General features: G+C 66.9%; 19 protein-coding genes. 5 read left to right on the top strand and 14 right to left on the bottom strand.

Annotated features, from left to right (window positions below):
* Position 1: 1 nt before the first annotated feature.
* The 5 genes from ABZ215_RS33395 to ABZ215_RS33375 all read right to left on the bottom strand — a co-directional run bounded on the left by ABZ215_RS33395 (position 2) and on the right by ABZ215_RS33375 (position 3678).
* Positions 2 to 1489: a replication initiator gene (locus ABZ215_RS33395; protein WP_354954263.1), complete on the bottom strand. Its 1488-nt coding sequence runs from the start codon at positions 1487 to 1489 to the stop codon at positions 2 to 4.
* 12 nt (positions 1490 to 1501) lie between these two features.
* Entirely contained in the window at positions 1502 to 1753 is a 252-nt protein-coding gene (locus tag ABZ215_RS33390; protein ID WP_354954261.1) for a hypothetical protein, read from the bottom strand.
* Positions 1754 to 1793: 40 nt separating this feature from the next.
* Positions 1794 to 2600 (bottom strand): FtsK/SpoIIIE domain-containing protein, encoded by an 807-nt coding sequence (locus ABZ215_RS33385; RefSeq protein WP_354954259.1) that lies wholly within the window; start codon positions 2598 to 2600, stop codon positions 1794 to 1796.
* Positions 2601 to 2611: 11 nt separating this feature from the next.
* A complete protein-coding gene (locus ABZ215_RS33380; RefSeq protein WP_354954257.1) occupies positions 2612 to 3340 on the bottom strand; it encodes a hypothetical protein in 729 nt (242 codons plus the stop codon).
* Between the two features lie 167 nt (positions 3341 to 3507).
* Complete coding sequence (locus tag ABZ215_RS33375) at positions 3508 to 3678, bottom strand: hypothetical protein (protein WP_354954255.1); 171 nt, start codon at positions 3676 to 3678, stop codon at positions 3508 to 3510.
* A 329-nt stretch (positions 3679 to 4007) separates the two neighbouring features.
* Here ABZ215_RS33375 and ABZ215_RS33370 point away from each other — a divergent pair, with 329 nt between their 5' ends.
* Positions 4008 to 4757, top strand: coding sequence for an XRE family transcriptional regulator (locus ABZ215_RS33370; RefSeq protein WP_354954253.1), 750 nt, complete (start codon positions 4008 to 4010; stop codon positions 4755 to 4757).
* 5 nt (positions 4758 to 4762) lie between these two features.
* Positions 4763 to 5233: an NUDIX domain-containing protein gene (locus tag ABZ215_RS33365; RefSeq protein WP_354954251.1), complete on the top strand. Its 471-nt coding sequence runs from the start codon at positions 4763 to 4765 to the stop codon at positions 5231 to 5233.
* Here the strand turns inward: ABZ215_RS33365 and ABZ215_RS33360 are convergent.
* A complete protein-coding gene (locus ABZ215_RS33360; RefSeq protein ID WP_354954249.1) occupies positions 5202 to 5780 on the bottom strand; it encodes an HD domain-containing protein in 579 nt (192 codons plus the stop codon). The two genes, ABZ215_RS33365 and ABZ215_RS33360, sit on opposite strands and share 32 nt — an antisense overlap.
* Before the next feature lie 15 nt (positions 5781 to 5795).
* Positions 5796 to 6095 (bottom strand): winged helix-turn-helix domain-containing protein, encoded by a 300-nt coding sequence (locus tag ABZ215_RS33355; protein ID WP_354954247.1) that lies wholly within the window; start codon positions 6093 to 6095, stop codon positions 5796 to 5798.
* 130 nt (positions 6096 to 6225) lie between these two features.
* On the opposite strand from ABZ215_RS33355, the gene ABZ215_RS33350 reads away from it, so the two are divergent.
* Positions 6226 to 6471, top strand: coding sequence for a helix-turn-helix transcriptional regulator (locus ABZ215_RS33350; protein ID WP_354954245.1), 246 nt, complete (start codon positions 6226 to 6228; stop codon positions 6469 to 6471).
* Between the two features lie 3 nt (positions 6472 to 6474).
* On the opposite strand, the gene ABZ215_RS33345 is transcribed toward ABZ215_RS33350, so the two are convergent.
* The 5 genes from ABZ215_RS33345 to dnaG all read right to left on the bottom strand — a co-directional run bounded on the left by ABZ215_RS33345 (position 6475) and on the right by dnaG (position 13448).
* Positions 6475 to 8847: a hypothetical protein gene (locus tag ABZ215_RS33345; RefSeq protein ID WP_354954243.1), complete on the bottom strand. Its 2373-nt coding sequence runs from the start codon at positions 8845 to 8847 to the stop codon at positions 6475 to 6477.
* Positions 8848 to 9588: 741 nt separating this feature from the next.
* On the bottom strand, positions 9589 to 10248 hold the full coding sequence (gene lexA / locus ABZ215_RS33340; protein ID WP_354954241.1) for a transcriptional repressor LexA: 660 nt from the start codon (positions 10246 to 10248) through the stop codon (positions 9589 to 9591).
* A 17-nt stretch (positions 10249 to 10265) separates the two neighbouring features.
* A complete protein-coding gene (locus ABZ215_RS33335; protein WP_354954239.1) occupies positions 10266 to 11021 on the bottom strand; it encodes a trans-aconitate 2-methyltransferase in 756 nt (251 codons plus the stop codon).
* A gap of 15 nt (positions 11022 to 11036) precedes the next feature.
* Positions 11037 to 11558 carry a hypothetical protein gene (locus tag ABZ215_RS33330; RefSeq protein WP_020416638.1) on the bottom strand — a complete coding sequence of 174 codons (522 nt, stop codon included), beginning with the start codon at positions 11556 to 11558 and terminating at the stop codon, positions 11037 to 11039.
* A 3-nt stretch (positions 11559 to 11561) separates the two neighbouring features.
* Positions 11562 to 13448: a DNA primase gene (gene dnaG, locus ABZ215_RS33325; protein WP_237338346.1), complete on the bottom strand. Its 1887-nt coding sequence runs from the start codon at positions 13446 to 13448 to the stop codon at positions 11562 to 11564.
* 13 nt (positions 13449 to 13461) lie between these two features.
* On the opposite strand from dnaG, the gene ABZ215_RS33320 reads away from it, so the two are divergent.
* On the top strand, positions 13462 to 14445 hold the full coding sequence (locus ABZ215_RS33320; protein ID WP_237338347.1) for a sigma-70 family RNA polymerase sigma factor: 984 nt from the start codon (positions 13462 to 13464) through the stop codon (positions 14443 to 14445).
* Here the strand turns inward: ABZ215_RS33320 and ABZ215_RS33315 are convergent.
* The gene (locus ABZ215_RS33315; protein WP_354954237.1) at positions 14405 to 14974 is read right to left on the bottom strand and encodes a carboxymuconolactone decarboxylase family protein; all 570 of its coding nucleotides are present in this window, start codon (positions 14972 to 14974) and stop codon (positions 14405 to 14407) included. The two genes, ABZ215_RS33320 and ABZ215_RS33315, sit on opposite strands and share 41 nt — an antisense overlap.
* Positions 14975 to 15193: 219 nt before the next feature.
* A complete protein-coding gene (locus tag ABZ215_RS33310) occupies positions 15194 to 16372 on the bottom strand; it encodes an MFS transporter (protein ID WP_354954235.1) in 1179 nt (392 codons plus the stop codon).
* A 65-nt stretch (positions 16373 to 16437) separates the two neighbouring features.
* Here ABZ215_RS33310 and ABZ215_RS33305 point away from each other — a divergent pair, with 65 nt between their 5' ends.
* Positions 16438 to 16881 (top strand): MarR family transcriptional regulator, encoded by a 444-nt coding sequence (locus tag ABZ215_RS33305; protein WP_354954233.1) that lies wholly within the window; start codon positions 16438 to 16440, stop codon positions 16879 to 16881.
* Positions 16882 to 16973 lie beyond the last annotated feature (92 nt).

Genomic DNA, 16973 nt, shown 5'->3' with positions numbered 1-16973 from the left:
TTCAGTGTCCTTCGATCTCTTCTCGCGCAACACGTTTGCGCTCCCGCGCCTTGGCCGCGGCCGTGTTCGCCAGGGCGGCGTCGCCGATGGTCAACCACCCGACGCCAACGAAGATCCAGTTCAGGGTCACCGCGGACTGTTCGCCGTCTTCGTCCGCATCGGTCGGCAGGGTCTCTTCGGGGTGTTCGCCGCGGTGGAATGCCTTACGGACTGCCCTAAGCGCTGTCAGCGTGGTGGAGTAGCAGCGGCTCTTGGTGGAGAAGTGGCCGCCGAAGCCGAGCATGTGCGCCCACTTCTGGAGCTTGCCCCAGCCTTTGGCCCACTCGGTGCGCTGCTGCTTGCCGGTGTAGTAGAAGGGCCGCTGCCCGAGCCGCCAGCAGGCGACGAGCTGCCGGGACTGATGGTTGTCGCGCTCCGCGTGCATGTTCGCGTCGAGCTGCGTCAGCCGCCGGGAGACGTGCCCGGCTTCCTCGGTGGCCTTGGTGGCGTACTTGGCGAGGTAGGCGGCCACAGCGGTGGTTGTCAGCGCCCCGCGGTCATCGTGATCGCTCGCGCGAAGGTGGACGGGGCGGATCTCGCGCTGCTTGCCCCAGGTGATGGTCCAGCCGGTGCGTCGCCGGGGGTGGGGTGCCGTGGTGAAGCGTGTGACAATCGCAGCGGTGTCGATAAGGCTGCTCAGCAGCTCCGGCGTGATACTCGGATCCGGCGCGACGATGGTATACGGATCGTTCAGGTCGAGGCCATCGAGCCTGATCAGGGCGTGGAAGTGCACGACACCGCGCCGCTGGTACTCGGCCACCTTGGCGTACGACAGCCGCACCTGAACGCCCCGGTCCTTGGCGGCCGCCTTGAGGTACCTGTTGAGTGTGATCGTGGTGCGCCGCCACAGCTCCCCGGCGTGGAAGTTCCAGACGGCCTGCGCGTCGTAGTCGTAGCAGTCCCGGCAGATCGGCTCCCCCATGCACGAGTCACCCTCGCCATGGCGCACCCTGCACTCGGTCGAACGACCATGCGGGCAGAGCGGGGCGTACCGCCGGGGCCGACAGGGCTTGACCTGCCCGTTGCTGACCACGCGAGTGTGCACGGCCCCGAAGGCCGGCGCGGTGAGCGTGACGAAGAAGCATGGATGCTCGGTAACGGTCTCCGGGACGCCCTTCCCGCCGACGAGACCCGCTTTCACGAGCTGGTAGGTGTCGGCCCGATAGGTCTCCGCGCACGCCGGGCAGACCGAGGCGCGGCGGTTCTTGCAGGCGACGTAGAGCAGCCCGTCCGGCATGTCGTCGGTGACCCGCTCGACCTCACCGCCGCCCCAGTCCGCTTCCACGCGAAGGCGCACAGGCCGGGAGCAGGCAGCCGCGGGCATGACGTGGGCGAGCCACCAGCGGTAGTCAGGGCTACTCGCGCGGCGCAGGATGTCCGGCTCGGCGACGGCTCCCAGCCCCACCACGGTCTTGGTGGTGGGGCTGAGGGTCCTGGTCGAGACGGTCAAGGGTGCTCCGGGTCAGGCGAACAGGTGCGCGTAGGCGTCGACGTCTTGGGTGGTGGCCCACCGCCAGCCCTCCAGGAGTTCGCCGGTCGGCGCGTAGGCGGGCAGCAGCGCGTAAGGGTCGAACGCGGAGATCGGTAGGGCGATGAAGCCGCCGATTTCGGGCGCGTGCGCGAGGCGGGCGACGTCGACGGCGTTGTTCTCGCCGGTGACGAAGACCCACAGCTGCTCGGGAGTGAGGGCCATGGGTTTGGTTGCGGTCAGCATGAGGGCAGTCCTCTCCTGCGAGTCGAATTGCGAATGCGGATTAGGCGGTCTTGCGAGTGCGGATCTGGCGCGCGTATTCGACGAGCGAGTGAATGTGCGCGTCGGTGAGATAGGCGGTCTTCATCCGGCGCGGAATGCCGCCTTCGGCGAGCAGCAGGGCGACGCCGCGTTCCTCCGGGGCGATGTTGGAGGCATCAAATCCCTGCGCGGCCCAGCCCCGACCGAGGATGATGTCCGAGCTGGAATCGGTGGTGCAGCGATAAGCCATGCGGTACCCGAACAGGTCCCGCAGCGAAGTAGGGATGATGTCGGCAGAAGGCCGCTGAGTCGCGGCTACGACGATGATCCCGGCAGCCCGGCCCCGGGCCACGAGGTCCCGCAGCAGGCGGACGAACTGCTCTTGCTGATCCTTGGTGCCCATCGTGGCCGAGAACAGGGCCAGTTCATCGATCACAACCATGATCACGTCGATCGGGTCGTGACGGTCGATCTTGCGCCGCCGCACCCGGTCCAGCTCGACATACCGGCGGTCCATCTCCGCCTGCAACCGCTCCAACGCGGTCAGAGCGCGTTCAATGTCGGGGCCGACGAACAGGTCGGCCACCTCGCGCCACAGGCCCAGTTCGACCTGTTTGCCGTCGAAGAGCCACAACGACAGGTCCGGGCACAGCGCCCCGTGCGCGACGATGTTGTTCAGGCCCACGGACTTACCCGCGCCGGGCTCGCCTGCAAGCAGGATGTTGCGCCAGATCAGCTCGATGTCCACGCCATAGCCGTCTTCGTAGATACCGAGGTGCACCGGGTCGTAGATCGACAGCCCAGCCACCGGAATGGTGTTCTTCCGCATGACCACGCCTCTCAGTCGATGTAGTCGGAGAGGTCTTCGCCGTGGACCACCGCGGCCGGCTTCGGCGCGGGCTTGTCCTGCACGGGCAGCGGCGTGACCGTGGCGGCCGCGATGGGCTCGGTCCCCTCACTACGGGATTTGCGAACAAGAGACGCCACCTTCGCCAGGGGCGAGTCGATCGGCGTCGAGCGGTCCAGCGGGTCACGACGGATGACCTCGACCGCGAACAGGGTGGACAGCTTGCGCACCCGGCGCACACGCGCGTCACGGGCATAGCAGGCGGGCGCGATGTACTCGAGGACCGCTTCCAGATCACCGGCGGAGGAGCCCGCACGGCTCCACAACCAGATCCGCTCCCCGGTCTTCGTGGGCCGCGCCCACAGCATGAACGGCAGCGCGCCGTCCAGGTTCATCGTGCGGGCACGCGCCTGCCGCAGGCAGGTCCGCAACCGGTGCCGGTCGACCAGGCACCAGAACCGGGAGAACACGAACCAACGGCTCTGCGGCACCAGCACCACGACAACCACGGTCCCGGTGAAGATCAGCCAGGCGTAACCCTCACCGACCTGGTGGTACAGCCACGCCATGCCCACGAGGAACACGGCGGTCAGAAAGATCTCTGCGCGCCAGCGCAGCAACACGCCCAGGCCCACGACGAACCAGTGCTGCTTCGGGGCGTGCCAGAACTCCATGACATCGATGCGGCGCGCGCCACGCGCCCGGCGGATAGACTTCGCCACGACTCCTCCAAGGTGGAGACGAAAGAGGCACGGGTCCGGACAGGAACCGCCAAGAACCAGACCGGTCCCGTGCTTCTCTTCGAGGGGAATGACTAACGGCCGAGGGTGTTCCGCTCGACCAGGTCCCGGCTGTTGTGCCGGGTGAACACTTCAGACGTTCGTCACGGTCAGGAAGCGGAGTTCGCCGACGTCTTCGAACCGGAGACAGCCTTGATGTCGACGGCACGGAAAGCCACGCCGTTGCGGCCGTTCTGTGCCCACGGAATCGCCTGCAGCTCAACGGGCGTCACGACGGTGCCAGTGGTGACCTTGGGGGCCTGCGGGGCCGCGACGGTCACACTGATCACCTCCGCGCCCGAGCCGTCCATGGCAACCAGCTACACAGTCCACATAGGAACGTTCGTGCTGCGCTCGACCCGCTGAATTCCGTTCTGATCCGTCTTCGGCTGAGCCTCCCGGCCGACCGTGAACGTCACCTGCGAAGTGTCGATGACCAGACGCATAATCTGTCCTCCAAGAGTGATCAGTTCCGCACCGCTCCATAGCGCTCTTCGGTGCGTCCCTGACGATGCCGCCGAGGACGGGGACAGCTTCACCGCACGGAGGGACATCTAGGGACGTCTCTGGTAGCGTGAAGACGTCCCTAGGAGTACTTGGGGGAGGGTCGATGACCAACGAGCGTCTACGTGACGCCCTGCTGGTCCGGGGTCTCACCCCGGACCAGCTCGCCGAGCGTATCGCAGTGGACCCGAAGACGGTCGAGCGCTGGATCACCAAGGGCCGCACGCCCTACGCGAAGTCGCGGCACAAGATCGCGGCGATCTTGCAGGAGAGTGAGAGCTACCTATGGCCGGACGCGCTGTCCGAGGCCAAGGCGAGCGAGGTCAGCAACTCCGAGATCGTGAAGGTCTACGCCCACCGCAACTCGGTGCCGGCCGACCTGTGGGACAAGCTGCTGGCACAGGCCACGACGTACGTGGACATGCTGGTCTACGTGGGCATGTTCATGACTGAGAAGCCCGGCCTCCTGGAGCTGCTGCGCGGCAAGGCCGAGGCGGGTGCGCGAATCCGGCTGCTGTTCGGCGACCGGGACGCAACGGCGGTGATCCAGCGCAGCACCGACGAGGGCATCGGACCGCACACGATCTCGGCCAAGATCGACCACGCCCTGGCCTACTTCCGCAAGCTCGACGGCGTGCCCGGTATCGAGATCCGCACCCACGGAACGGTGCTGTACAACAGCATCTTCCGCTTCGACGACGAGATGATTGTCAACCCGCACGTCTTCGGCAAGATGGCCGCGCACGCCCCCGCGCTGCACCTACGGCGGTTGTCGGCGGGCGACCTGTTCACCACCTACGCGGACAGCTTCACCGCCGTGTGGGAGCACGCTCAACCGCACAAGTGGGAGGACTGAGGCTCGTGCCGAAGAAGGACTACTACGACGACCCCGGCGCCCCGGCCGCCAACAGCATCGTGCCCGCCGTCGCCGCCGTGGTGCGCAACGAGGCCGGCGCCATCCTGATGATCGAGCGCACCGACAACGGCCTGTGGGCACTCCCCGGCGGAGCCCAGGACCTCGGCGAGTCAGTGGTGGACGCCGTGCGGCGCGAGGTCGAGGAAGAGACCGGGCTGACGGTCGAGGTGACCGGGATCAGCGGCATCTACTCCGACCCCAAGCACGTCATCGCCTACGACGATGGCGAGGTCCGGCAGGAGTTCTCGATCTGCTTCCACGCCCGCCCGCTCGCAGGGTCGTTGCGGCCCAGTTCGGAGTCACGGCAGGTGCACTGGGTCGCGCCGGAGCGCCTGGACGAGCTGGACATCCACCCGTCCATGCGACTGCGGATCGATCACGCGGTCAAGCACCCTGCGGACGTCCATTTGGGTTAGCCGCCGAGACGGCGGAGAGACGGCCCTTCGTGCGCTCGACGGCTGCCAGCAGTTCGGGAGTGGCACCGGTGATGAACCGAGTCACGAGATGGTCAGGGCCGTAGCGCCGCTTGATCTCCGCGATGCGGTCTTCGGCGTCGACGGTCTCGCCGTCCGGCGAGGTGGTCAGGTCGCAGTACCAGAGCGCGTCGCGGATCGAGCCGCGTTCGTCGTGGAAGTCGGCCAGCTCTTCGGTCAGCCCCCGCAGTTCGGCTTCATAGACGGCGTAGGAGTGGTGTGCGACGAGGTGCACGAGCCGTTCGGGGGCGTCGACCTTGGCGAGGTAGGTAGCGCCGTCGATGGGGTGAAAGCCGGTGTCGACCAGATCGGGCGCGTACCCGATGTCGTGAAGGATGGCCGCAGCTTCCAGCAGTTCGGCGTCCGATCCGGCGATCGGCGCGAGGGTGCGCGCCTGCCGGGCTACGCCCTGGACGTGGGCCCATCGTCGAGGCAGCGCGTCACGCAGCTTCGCCTCGGAGAGGTCGTATGCCCACGAGATCAGCGACATCCGCCCACCGTAACGTCAAGATTCAGCGGACGCACGAGGCCCGCGAACGAAGGTGCCCTTCGAACGGACCGTGAAGACCAGACCCAGTTCCCGCAGGACGCTGGTCGCATGACGAGCCGTGCCCAGCGCCACGCCGTACTCAGCAGCCAGGCGCCTTTCGGCCGGTAACGGGGTGTTGGGCTTCAGTTGGCCCGCAGCAATGAGCCTGGCCAGGTGATCGGCCAGCTGCTCGTAGATGTACTTGTCCGGGTTGCTGTCCGGATCAAAGACGATGCGTCGGTCGACGGCATGGCTGCCATCGAGGTCATCGCTCATGCTCCCTCCTGCCTGTCGGCGACATCGGTTGCGCACCCCGCCGCACGACGGTGCCACTCGCTGCGGCAGGGCACGACCGCCAGGATATCCGATTTTGGGATATTCGCTGACTCTCCGGTCGCCTTGACAGGTGGAGAAGTCGATCTACTCGGCCGAGTACCAGCAGCTCTGCCGCCTCCTGCGCGAACTACGCCAGGAAGCCGGCCTCACGCAGGTGCAAGTGGCAGAGCGCCTGGGAGTGCCACAGTCGTTCGTCAGCAAGTATGAGTCGGGCGAACGACGACTCGACGTCGTAGAAATGTACTACATCTGCAAGGCGTTAAACACTCGAATAATCGACCTTCTTACCGCGCTCGAACAACGCTGGGGCACGTGAAAATTATCGCGCTTCGCTCTCGTCTTTCGAATCTGCGTTTCGTTCACGAGCTAGACCCGTCGGCCGGATCGGATAGTCGGAATACATGTGAGCAAACGGTGAGTCGACGCTCCGAGTAAAGCGCAGAACCTCGGCACTCTCCTTGATTCGAGCTGAACCCATCACGTACTGAGGCTCCGTTGGCCGCGGAAAATGGAGCCATGAATAGCTGTTTGGGAGGTAGATTACGTGCTGATATCCTCGCCGGTGCGAGAGCATCATCTTTTGGCGTTCCATTGCATCACCCTCATGGCTCGCCAAACTGTATGTAAGTCGGCATAGCCCGTTGGATTCTAGTAGAGATATGGCTTCGCGGGTATTTTCGAGAGAAACTCGCAATTGCTCGAGACTCGTGGGCGATCGACGCGGATGATTAGTGGCGTTACGAAGCTCTGAAACTTGAGCTCCAAGGAGCAGCTTGCTGACCGACTTCAGGAGCTCGATGATGCTTGCCTGTGAGTCATCAGCGAGATCCAAAAAGGGGATGGTGTGATCAAATGGAAATACCTGCAGCTCCTCGACTTTCGACCATTCAGGATACTGCGAATCGTCGCGCTTATACTTAGATTTGTCGACCTGAATACCAGAAAGCTTACCGGCCAACCTCTGAAATGCCCTGCACAGAGCATACAAATTGGGTTTATCGGAAAATTCAACTTTATGCTCTGAATTGTCCTCATCGTCGTTAAGACTGAGAAGCGAGGTGAGAGGATCCACGTCCTCTCGGTAAGTGAAGGGCTTCTGACTAGTAAAGTGATCGGTAGTGAGCGCCCACGTGACATACGACGCACTGTCGTAGAGAACATCCTCCAGTTCTTTCCAGAACTTGTGACAGAGACTATCTAGATTCTCGTAAAATTCAGTCGAAGCTTCTGAATCTTTCCGTCGGATCTCAAGCAGGATCTCCTCTTGAAGAGAGAAGAGTCTCGCGTTCTTATCCGGAAAAGTATCTACGGGGAAGCCCAACTTCCACATCATCGTATCCACAAGCATTGCATCCGATCGAGGAATTCTCTCATCGAACTTCAAGTACTCGCTGGCGACTATCACATTGCTGCGGCGAGCAAGGGCCAATCTCTCGATGATTTCACTGGGGTCCTCGTTCTGAAGATGCCTCTGCAAGCGTCGCTCCACCGACTCTTCCGGCTCAGCGCGAAGTTGCCATAAGAGTTCATCTCGATCGCTCTGCTCTTGCAGATTGTACATTTTGTCGACGAGTTGCCGAAGCCGGAGTGGCGCTATGGACGTTCGGCGACTCTGCAGCCTGACACCTAAACGGCTTAGTTCCGCGAAGAGGCTATATGGACCGTAGGACGTATCGCGGTTTACCGTCGCAGTGCGGACCTCCCCCTCCGGGACCTTGATTTGTTGCTCGGCGACCAATGCATCGAGAGCTGCGACGATGCTCTCATTGTCAGCGGTGCAAATCAGTTGGAGCATCTGCGCACGGTTCAACTTTGATGTTATCGTTTCGCTTTTACCTCGCAAACCGACCGTTTCTGCGACGCTGCGCAGCTGGCCACCTCTCTTATCGAGAAGCCAAGCCAAACATGACCGCATCTCCTCATCTGTTAGAGCATCGCCAATTAGAGTAATGTAGGGCTCACCATTGCTTTCAGACGAATGAGAAGCTTTCGAGCCGAACGTGTCAAAGAATCTGAACCAAGCTTCAATCGACTGCCCGTCAGAATCAAGCATTTTACCAATCTTGCTGCGGTGTTCATTGATTGGCGCATCCTGACTGGTCGTCAGGGCGATTTTGTGCACCAATCGACAGGAGGAATCGGAGCAAAATTGCAGGGGGATTGTTGTGCGTGGACTGATCAACCGAGAAGTTGAACTCAGCAATAGCCCATAAGGACCGGACACGAACTCGTCCACTTGATAGACACCTTGAGGCATGCTGTGGAGCAACTCCAAGGTCTCCTTATTGGAGAGTGCGCTCTTCTCCTGATCATGTAATCCATTGAAATGATCAAACAACTGCCGCCCGAACCTGAACGTTAACAAGAGTTCATGGGATTTGATTTGCTGACTGATAGCTGAAATAACCTTGTCGATGTTGGTGCGTTCAACATCCACCAGCGGCTTGGGTCCTAGCATCTCTAGAAAGCACAGGAGGCGAGCTTCCGGGAAGGGCACACCTGCCTTGCTGAGACGCTGAAATATCTTCTCGCCATACGACGTCAGCACGATTGGCGTATGTAATCCCTCGGGAACTCGATACTTATCGTCAATGACGCAATGAGTCAGAAAGTAGCTGAGGGAGTGCAAGCGCAGCACTCGACTACGCTGCTCGGCATCTGGATATAGCTCAAGAAGCTCCTGCGTCGACATCTGCGGCAATTCGGTTCCCTCCAAATGGATGACTAAGCAAGGTAGCGTGAGAACTTTCTTTACGTCTTCAAGCCGCCCTAGCGGGCGGGCGCGCGGGCCGAACTGGCACGCGGCCGAGCTGGCCCGCTCCGCTCTGCACGGCCGCGCTCAACGCCGTCGGCCGGCGCGCGCGGGGCGCGGGAAGGGCGCATGAGAAAGACACGGAGCACCCAAGGCAGGCGGCTGCCAGTAGGCGCCACCTTTCCGCGATCGCCGGATGGTCAATGCCGGGCCGGGCGCCGTCAACCCCGCTTCGCGCCGATCACGCCTCTGGTGGTCGGTTCGTGCACGCACAGTCACATCCCGTACTTCGGCTGTGCGGCGTGATCGGTTACAAGGGTTGACGGCGCCCGTCCCGGCTATGGGCGGCTTGGGATCGCGGAAAGGTGACGTGCGGTCGGAGCGCACCCCCTTTGAACAGCGTTTTCGCGCTCGCGCGGCCCCCGGCTGCTGACATCCAATCGTGACATCAACGGCGGCGGACTGACGCGAACAATCCTGGCGAATCCTGGGCCAGCAGGACGAGCCGGAGCAGCGCAAGCCCAGGTCACCATCAACCACCATGTAGCTGTTAACCGAAGGGTTGCTGGTTCGAGTCCAGCCGGGGGAGCTTCCACCCCAGGTCACCGACCTGGGGTTTTTCTTTGCCGACGAAAAAGGGGCACGCCACCGGCGTGTGACGTGCCCCATGCCGAGAAAAAATCAAACGCTCCGCAGCACCGACACCACGGCGCCCAGGATCACGGCCCGGTCGCCGTCGATTACCTCGTACGCTGGGTTTCGCGGCTCCAGGTACACGTGGCCGTTGCGGCGCCGGTAGACCTTCACCGTCGCCTCCTCGTCGATCATCGCGGCTACTATCTGGCCCGAGTGGGCCTCCGACTGCTGCCGCACCACCACGATGTCGCCGTCGCAGATTGCCGCGTCGATCATCGAGTCGCCGCGCACCCGGAGGCCGAACACGGTGCCGCGCCCGGTCAGTTCCCTCGGCAGCGTCAGCGTGTCGTCCAGCTGCTCGATCGCCGAGATCGGCGTGCCCGCCGCGATGTCACCCACCACGGGCACCGGCACCGAATCATCCGACGAGGAACCAGGCGACGACGAACCGGCCAGGAACGCCCGCACGTCGATCGGCCGGGACATCGTCGCGCTGCGGCGCAGGAAACCCTTCTCCTCCAAGGCCGCCAGGTGCTTCGACACCGACGACGAGGACCGCAGCCCGACCGCCTCGCCGATCTCCCGCGTGTTCGGCGCGTACCCGTACCGGTTCACCCAATCGCGGATCGCGACCAGGATCCGCTGCTGCCGCTCGGGCAGTGACGCCACGTCCAGGTGCTCGAAAAGATCGTCGTAGGAGGCCACCCGCGGATGTTAGACGCTCACACCCGCGCCACCGCGAACACCCGCCGGAACGGGAACCACGTCGTCCCGTCCGCGCGCGGCGGATAGGCCTCGTTCAGCAACGGCGCCAGCTCGGCGCGGAACCGCTGCCACTCGTCGTCGTCCAGCGCCGCCCGCACCGGCCGCAACGCGGTCCCGGTGATCCACTCCAGCACCGCGTCCGGCCCGCTCAACCGCTGCACGTACGTCGTCTCCCAGGCGTCCACCGAACACCCCGCCTCGGCGAACAACTCCGCATACTCCGCCGGCGAGGCGACCGCTTCGACGCCCCGCAGCCCGCCCACCCGCGCAGACCACTCCGGCCGGGCCACCACCTCCCGGACCAGCGTGTGCGACGGCGAGTCCATGTTCCCCGGCACCTGCATCGCGAACCAGGCGCCAGACGGCAGCTCCCCCACCCAGCGCCGCAGCAACGAACGGTGCTCCGGCACCCACTGCAGCACCGCGTTGGTGACCACGACGTCCGTGTCCGGCTCCGGCGACCACTCGCGCACGTCGGCCACCCGCGCATCGAGCCCCGCGGTGCGCGCCGCCTCGACCATCTCCGGCGAGCTGTCCAGCGCCTCCAGCTTCGCCCCTGGCCAGCGCGAGGCCAGCGACAACGTCAGGTTTCCGGGCCCGCAGCCCAGGTCCACGACCCGCCGAGGCTCAGCCGCGTCGATCCGGCCGATCAGGTCATAGAACGGGCGTCCCCGCAGGTCCGCGTAGTCGAGGTACTTCGCAGGATCCCACACAGTACGAGCGTACTGCTAAGCCTGGGGCGGCGCCAGCTTCTCCGCGGCCTCCCGCGCGATCGCCGCAACGACGTCGAGGTCGACGCCCGGATCCGGCCGCGCCTGCAGCACCACGCCGTCGCGCCCGGGCAGTTTCCGCTGCACGAACCACACCCCGCCGCTGGTCAGCTCCGCCCGGTGGCGCGCCCGGATCGAGCCGTCCACGCGCTGCCGGACCAGCCACGGCACCTTGCCCGGCCGCGGCAGCTCGAACCGCACCGGCTCGCGGTCGCGCAGCACCACCGCGGCGCCTGCCGTGCCGGTCTCGTCGGCCTCGGTGACCGTCAGCGCCCCGTCACCCCAGACCGCCTTGCTGATCAGGTGCCAGCCGATCCGCCGGGCGCCATCGGGCACCGGAATCCACAGCCCCAGCTCGGTGACCACCAGGTGCCCGCCACCGCGGACCGGCGCCGACCCGATCGCGTTCTCCCCCTCGGCCAGGCGTCCGGGGAAGTCCTCCGGCAGCGGGTCGCCGATCAGCCGTCGCAGCCACCGCACGGCCTACCCCAGCCCGCCGATGGCCTGCGCCTTGAGCGCCTTCCGGTACTCCTCCAGCGCGACGAGGTCCCCGAACAACGCGCGGTAGTCGTCGGCCGCCTCGATCGGCGACAGCCGCTGCAGCCGCGACTTGATCTCCGCGATCTGCCGCCCGACCAGGTTCTCCTGCACCGCGGCGATCATGCTGCCGATGTAGTGCCCGTCGGCCTCGCCCTTGGCGCGCAACGGTTCCACGGCCAGCTCGGACAGCAGCGAGCGCACCGGCCCGTCGGGCGTGTACGGGGTCGCCGCGTCGATCAGCGCCGGCCCGGCCAGCCCGCTGCCCGTGCCGCCGGCCTTGAGCACCGCGCGGTGCACCGCCACGTACGCCGGGTGGGTGAAGGCCTCCTCGGGCAGCGCGTCGTACTCGGGGCCCGCATACGCCGGCTCCTGCAGCGCGGCCTTGAGCACCTCGCGCTGCGCCATCAGCCGCGGGTCGTTCGGGTCCGGGCGCGGCACGTCCGCCGCCGGGGTGCCGTTGACCCGCTGCACCGGCTTGCGCCCGTTGGTCCGGACCGCGCCGCCCGCGCTCTCCCGCACGCGCCGCACGACCATGGCCTCGTCCTGCCAGCCGACCCACCACGACAGCTTGGTGGCGTAGCCGTCCCGCTTCGCGCGGTCCTTGATCTGCGCGACCAGCGGCACGGTGCGCTGCAGCGCGGCGACCTGCCCGTCGACCGAGTCGAGGTCGTACTCCTTGAGGATGCTGCGGATCGCGAACTCGAACAGCGGCGTGCGGCGGGCGACCAGGTCGCGCACCGAGGCCTCGCCCTTGGCGAGCCTCAGGTCGCACGGGTCCATGCCGTCGGGCGCGACCGCGATGTAGGTCTGGCCGGCGAAGGTCTGCTCGCCCTCGAACGCCTTGAGCGCCGCCTTCTGGCCCGCCTCGTCGCCGTCGAAGGTGAAGATGATCTCGCCGCGGAACGCGTCGTCGTCCATCAGCAGGCGGCGCAGCACCTTCATGTGCTCCTCGCCGAACGCCGTGCCGCAGGACGCGACCGCGGTGGGCACGCCGGAGGCGTGCATCGCCATCACGTCGGTGTAGCCCTCGACGACGACCACCTGGTGCCGCTTGGCGATCTCCCGCTTGGCCAGGTCGAGCCCGAACAGCACCTGCGACTTCTTGTAGATCGGGCTCTCGCTGGTGTTGAGGTACTTGGCCTGGATCGGGTCGTCGTCGTGCAGCCGCCGCGCGCCGAACCCGACGACGTCGCCGGACAGGTCGCGGATCGGCCACACCAGCCGCCGGTGGAACCGGTCGATCGGGCCCTGGCGGCCCTCCTTGACCAGCTGGGCCTTGAGCAGCTCGCTGAACTCGAAACCGCGGTTGAGCAGGTACTTCGTCAGCTTGTCCCAGCCCGCCGGTGCGTAGCCGCAGGTGAACGTGCGGGCCGCGGTCTCGTCGAAGCCGCGCTCGGCGAGGAAGTCGCGGGCGATCTGGGCCTCGGGCGTGCGCAGCTGCTCGGCGTAGAACTCGGCGGCGGCCTTGTGCGCCTCGACCATGCGGCTGCGCGTGCCGCGGTCGCGTTGGACGCTGCCGCCGCCACCCTCGTAGGTGAGCCGGAACCCGACGCGGTCGGCCAGCCGCTCGACCGCCTCGACGAACGGGAGGTGGTCGATCTTCATCAGGAACTTGATGACGTCGCCGCCCTCACCGCAGCCGAAGCAGTGGAAGGTGCCGTGCGTGGGCCGGACGTTGAACGACGGGGTCTTCTCGTCGTGGAACGGGCACAGCCCCTTCAGCGCTCCCCCGCCGGCGTTGCGCAGGGCCACGTAGTCGCCCACGACCTCGTCGATCCGGTTGCGCTGGCGCACCTCCGCGATGTCACTTTCCCGGATCCGGCCTGCCACGACGACCAGTCTAGTGACCGGCGGGGCCGGGTCGTACGGCACACTCGGGTGTGTGAGCACGCTGGATGGGGTCGCCGCGGAGTTCGCCGGGCTGCGCGCGCACCTGACCGCCGTCGCGTACCGGCTGACCGGCTCGGTGAGCGACGCCGAGGACGCGGTCCAGGAGTCGTGGCTGCGGCTGGCCGCGCTGGACGAGCGCAAGCGTGCGGAGATCCAGGAGCTGCGGGCCTGGCTGACCACGGTGGTCGGGCGGATCTGCCTGGACCGGCTGCGCTCGGCGACCGCGCGGCGGGAGAAGTACGTCGGCCAGTGGCTGCCGGAGCCGATCGTCACGCCGCTGGGCGCGCCGTCCGCGGACGACCCGCTGGAGGCCGCCGTCCGCGACGAGGGCGTGCGGATGGCGGCGATGATCGTGCTCGACAAGCTCACGCCCGAGCAGCGGGTGGCGTTCGTGCTGCACGACGCGTTCGCCGTGCCGTTCGACGAGATCGCGGAGATCCTGGGCGTCACCACGGCGACGGCGCGGCAGCACGCGTCGCGTGGACGGCGTGCGCTGGACGACGCGCAGCCGCCGCCGCGCGCGGAACTGGCCGAGCAGCAGGAGATCCTCGACCGGTTCATGACAGCGCTGGCCAAGGGCGACGTGCGGGCGGTGGCCGAGGTGCTGCACCCCGACGTCGTGCTCATCGGCGACAGCGACGGCAAGGCCAAGACCACGGTGCAGGTCATGGTGGGCGCGGACAAGATCATCCGCTTCTTCCTCGGCCTGCTGCGGTTCTACCGCCCGGAGGCGCTGGCCGGCGGCCGTCCGCTGCTGGTCAACGGCGATCTCGGGTTCTACCTGCCGCCCGCCCCGGGCGGCGACGGCTACCGGCCGCTGGACGCGCACCTGGAGACGTTCACCGTCCGGGACGGGCTGATCACCGCGATCTACGACCAGGCCAACCCCGACAAGCTCAGCCGGCTTGCGGAACCCGGCACGCGTCCCCCGACGTGAAGCCCTGGTCGGTGATGTCGAGGGCGCTGTTGACGCGGGCGCGCTGGTTCTCCAGGCCGATCAGGTAGGTCAGCTCGATCAGCCCGGGCCGGCCGAACTCGCGCTCCAGCGAGGCGACCTGCTCGTCGGTGACCGCGACCGGGGTCTCGGACATCGCGTCGGCGTAGGCGAGGGCGAGCCGTTCGGCGCGGGTGAACAGCTCCGACGTGGCGTAGTCGTCGATGTTCTTCAGGCGGTCGATGTCCAGGCCGTGGTGCTTCTGCAGCATCGTGCCGAAGTCGACGCACCACGAGCAGCCCAGCCGCACGGCCGTCCGGTACTGGGCGAGCTCGGCCACGTTCACCGGCAGGTGCTTGATCGCCTTCTCGACGAGCATCTCGTGGATCCCGCTGGCGCGCATCAGGGCCGGCCGGTGCGCGGCGACGGCGAACGGCTCCGGCACGGCGCCGAAACGCTTGCGCGCGTAGCGGTAGACGAGCTTGGTGAGCAGGCCGGCGTCCTTTTCGGACACCGCGGGGATGCGTGGCATGTCGTCCTCCTTCGTGGTCCTGCCGAGGGGACGAGACGGCCCCGCGAGATGTGACAGCGAGCGGGTGGCGCCGGTCACCGCGCGGCGACGGCCGCGGCACAGGCCTCCGGATCGTCGGCGACCGCCGGCGCTACCGGGCAACGCTGACGAACATGGGCGCCCCCGGTACCTCGGCTCCGATCCCGCGCGGGCGATCGCGGACGGCCGCGGCGGCAAGAGCTACCTCGCCTTGTTCGAGGTCTTCAGGTCGACGGCTTCCCGGGGTGTGACGGCGAGCGCCACGGCCATCGCGAGAGCGGCGCACGCGAACGCGATCGTCAACCCCGGGCTGCCGAACCCGCCGGTGCACAGCACTGCGACCGCGCCGAGGCCCGCGGTGCCGACGACGCCTCCGGCCTGGCGCGCGAAGGCCAGCACACCCATGCTCGCGCCCAGCACTTCCTTCGCCGCGGTGGTCTGCACGAGCAGCGTGTACGCCGACGCGGTGAGCCCGAACGCGGCACCGGCCAGGAACAGCCCCGGCACGAGCACGGCCACGCCGGCGTGCGGCGCGAGGGCCAGCAGGACGAGACCCACAGCGCCGCTGGCGCAACCGAGCCGCCCCCACGCCGGCAGGTCCGGCCACCGGCGCGCCCACGCCGCGAAGGACGCCGAGGTGACCAGCTGACCGGCCGTCATCGCGGTGAGCAGCGCGGACGTGGCGCCGATCAGCGCGATGGCCAGTGAGACGTAGGTGAAGGTCCCGAACAACGCGAGCCCGGACAACGCGGTGACGACGACCGCGCGACGGGTGGTGCGATCGGAGAACATCGCGCGGACGGCGGGTCGCAGCGGCGGGGTCCGGCCGGTTCCGGTGGGCAGGCCGCGGAAACCGATCGCGAGGGCGATCAGGCACAGCGGGAGGTTGAGCAGGAAGATCCACCGCCATCCCGGTCCGGCGACGAGCAGCGCGCCGAGCGGCGGGCCGCCGACGGAGGCGAGCGCGAAGACCGCCGTCTGCCACCCGGCGCGGCGGATCAGCTGGTCGCGGTCGAACATCTCGCCGAGCGCGCTCATCGCGGTGACGACGAGCCCGCTGCCGCCGATGCCCTGGACGGCTCGCGCTGCGACGAGCGTGGCGATGTCCGGTGCGGCGGCGCAGGCGGCGGACGCGGCGGCGAAGACGAGGACGGACCCGGTGAAGACGGCGCGCCGGCCATGGCGGTCGCCGAGCCTGCCGAGCACGAGCGTGGCGAACGTGACCGTGACCAGGTAGGCGGTGGTGACCCCGGCGACGGCCGTCCCCGCGGCGAGGTCGGCCTGCAGGGCGGGCAGCGCCGCGACGACGACGGTGGTGTCGAGCTGGGCCATCAGCATGCCGAGCAGCAGCGCGGCGAAGGCTCGGTTCTTTGCGTGCATTTCGCACATATTATGCGTGTGTTTTGCACGCATGCAAGGATGACGGCTGACGGAGGGAGTTTTCGATGGCCGCGGGGCGCGCGTTGTTCCGGCTGGTGCGGTTCTGGTCCCGGCGCTGGGCGCCGGAAGTGGCGCAGCGGCTGGACGAGGACGCCCCGCGCACGGCGACCGTGCAGAACCTGTACGTCGTGGAAGCCGTGCACAGCGCCGCGCCGCGCGGGGAGGTCACCGTCGCCGACGTGGCGCGCCAGCTGGGCCTGGACCGCTCGGTCGCGAGCCGGATGATCGCCGACGCCGTGCGCGACGGCTACCTGCGGCGCGACACGTCCGCCGAGGACGCCCGCCGCGCGCGGCTGTCACTCACCGAAGCGGGCGCGGAGTTCCTCGCGGTGTCGCACGCGCACCAGGAGCAGGTGTTCGAGGCGCTGGTGGCGCACTGGCCGGCCGAGGACCGGCGCCGCTTCGCGAACTACCTCGACCGGCTGGCACGTGAGGTGCTGGACTCCTAGGGCGTGTCTGACAAAGATCGCGGTTGGTGGCTGGGATGCTGCTGGTCGTGTCGCGGTTTCAGATGCTCTCGGATGAGCAGTGGGCGTTGATC

This window comes from Amycolatopsis sp. NPDC006131, from assembly GCF_040614175.1.
GTDB lineage: Bacteria > Actinomycetota > Actinomycetes > Mycobacteriales > Pseudonocardiaceae > Amycolatopsis_E > Amycolatopsis_E tucumanensis.
This window is presented reverse-complemented; position numbering and strand designations above follow the sequence as displayed.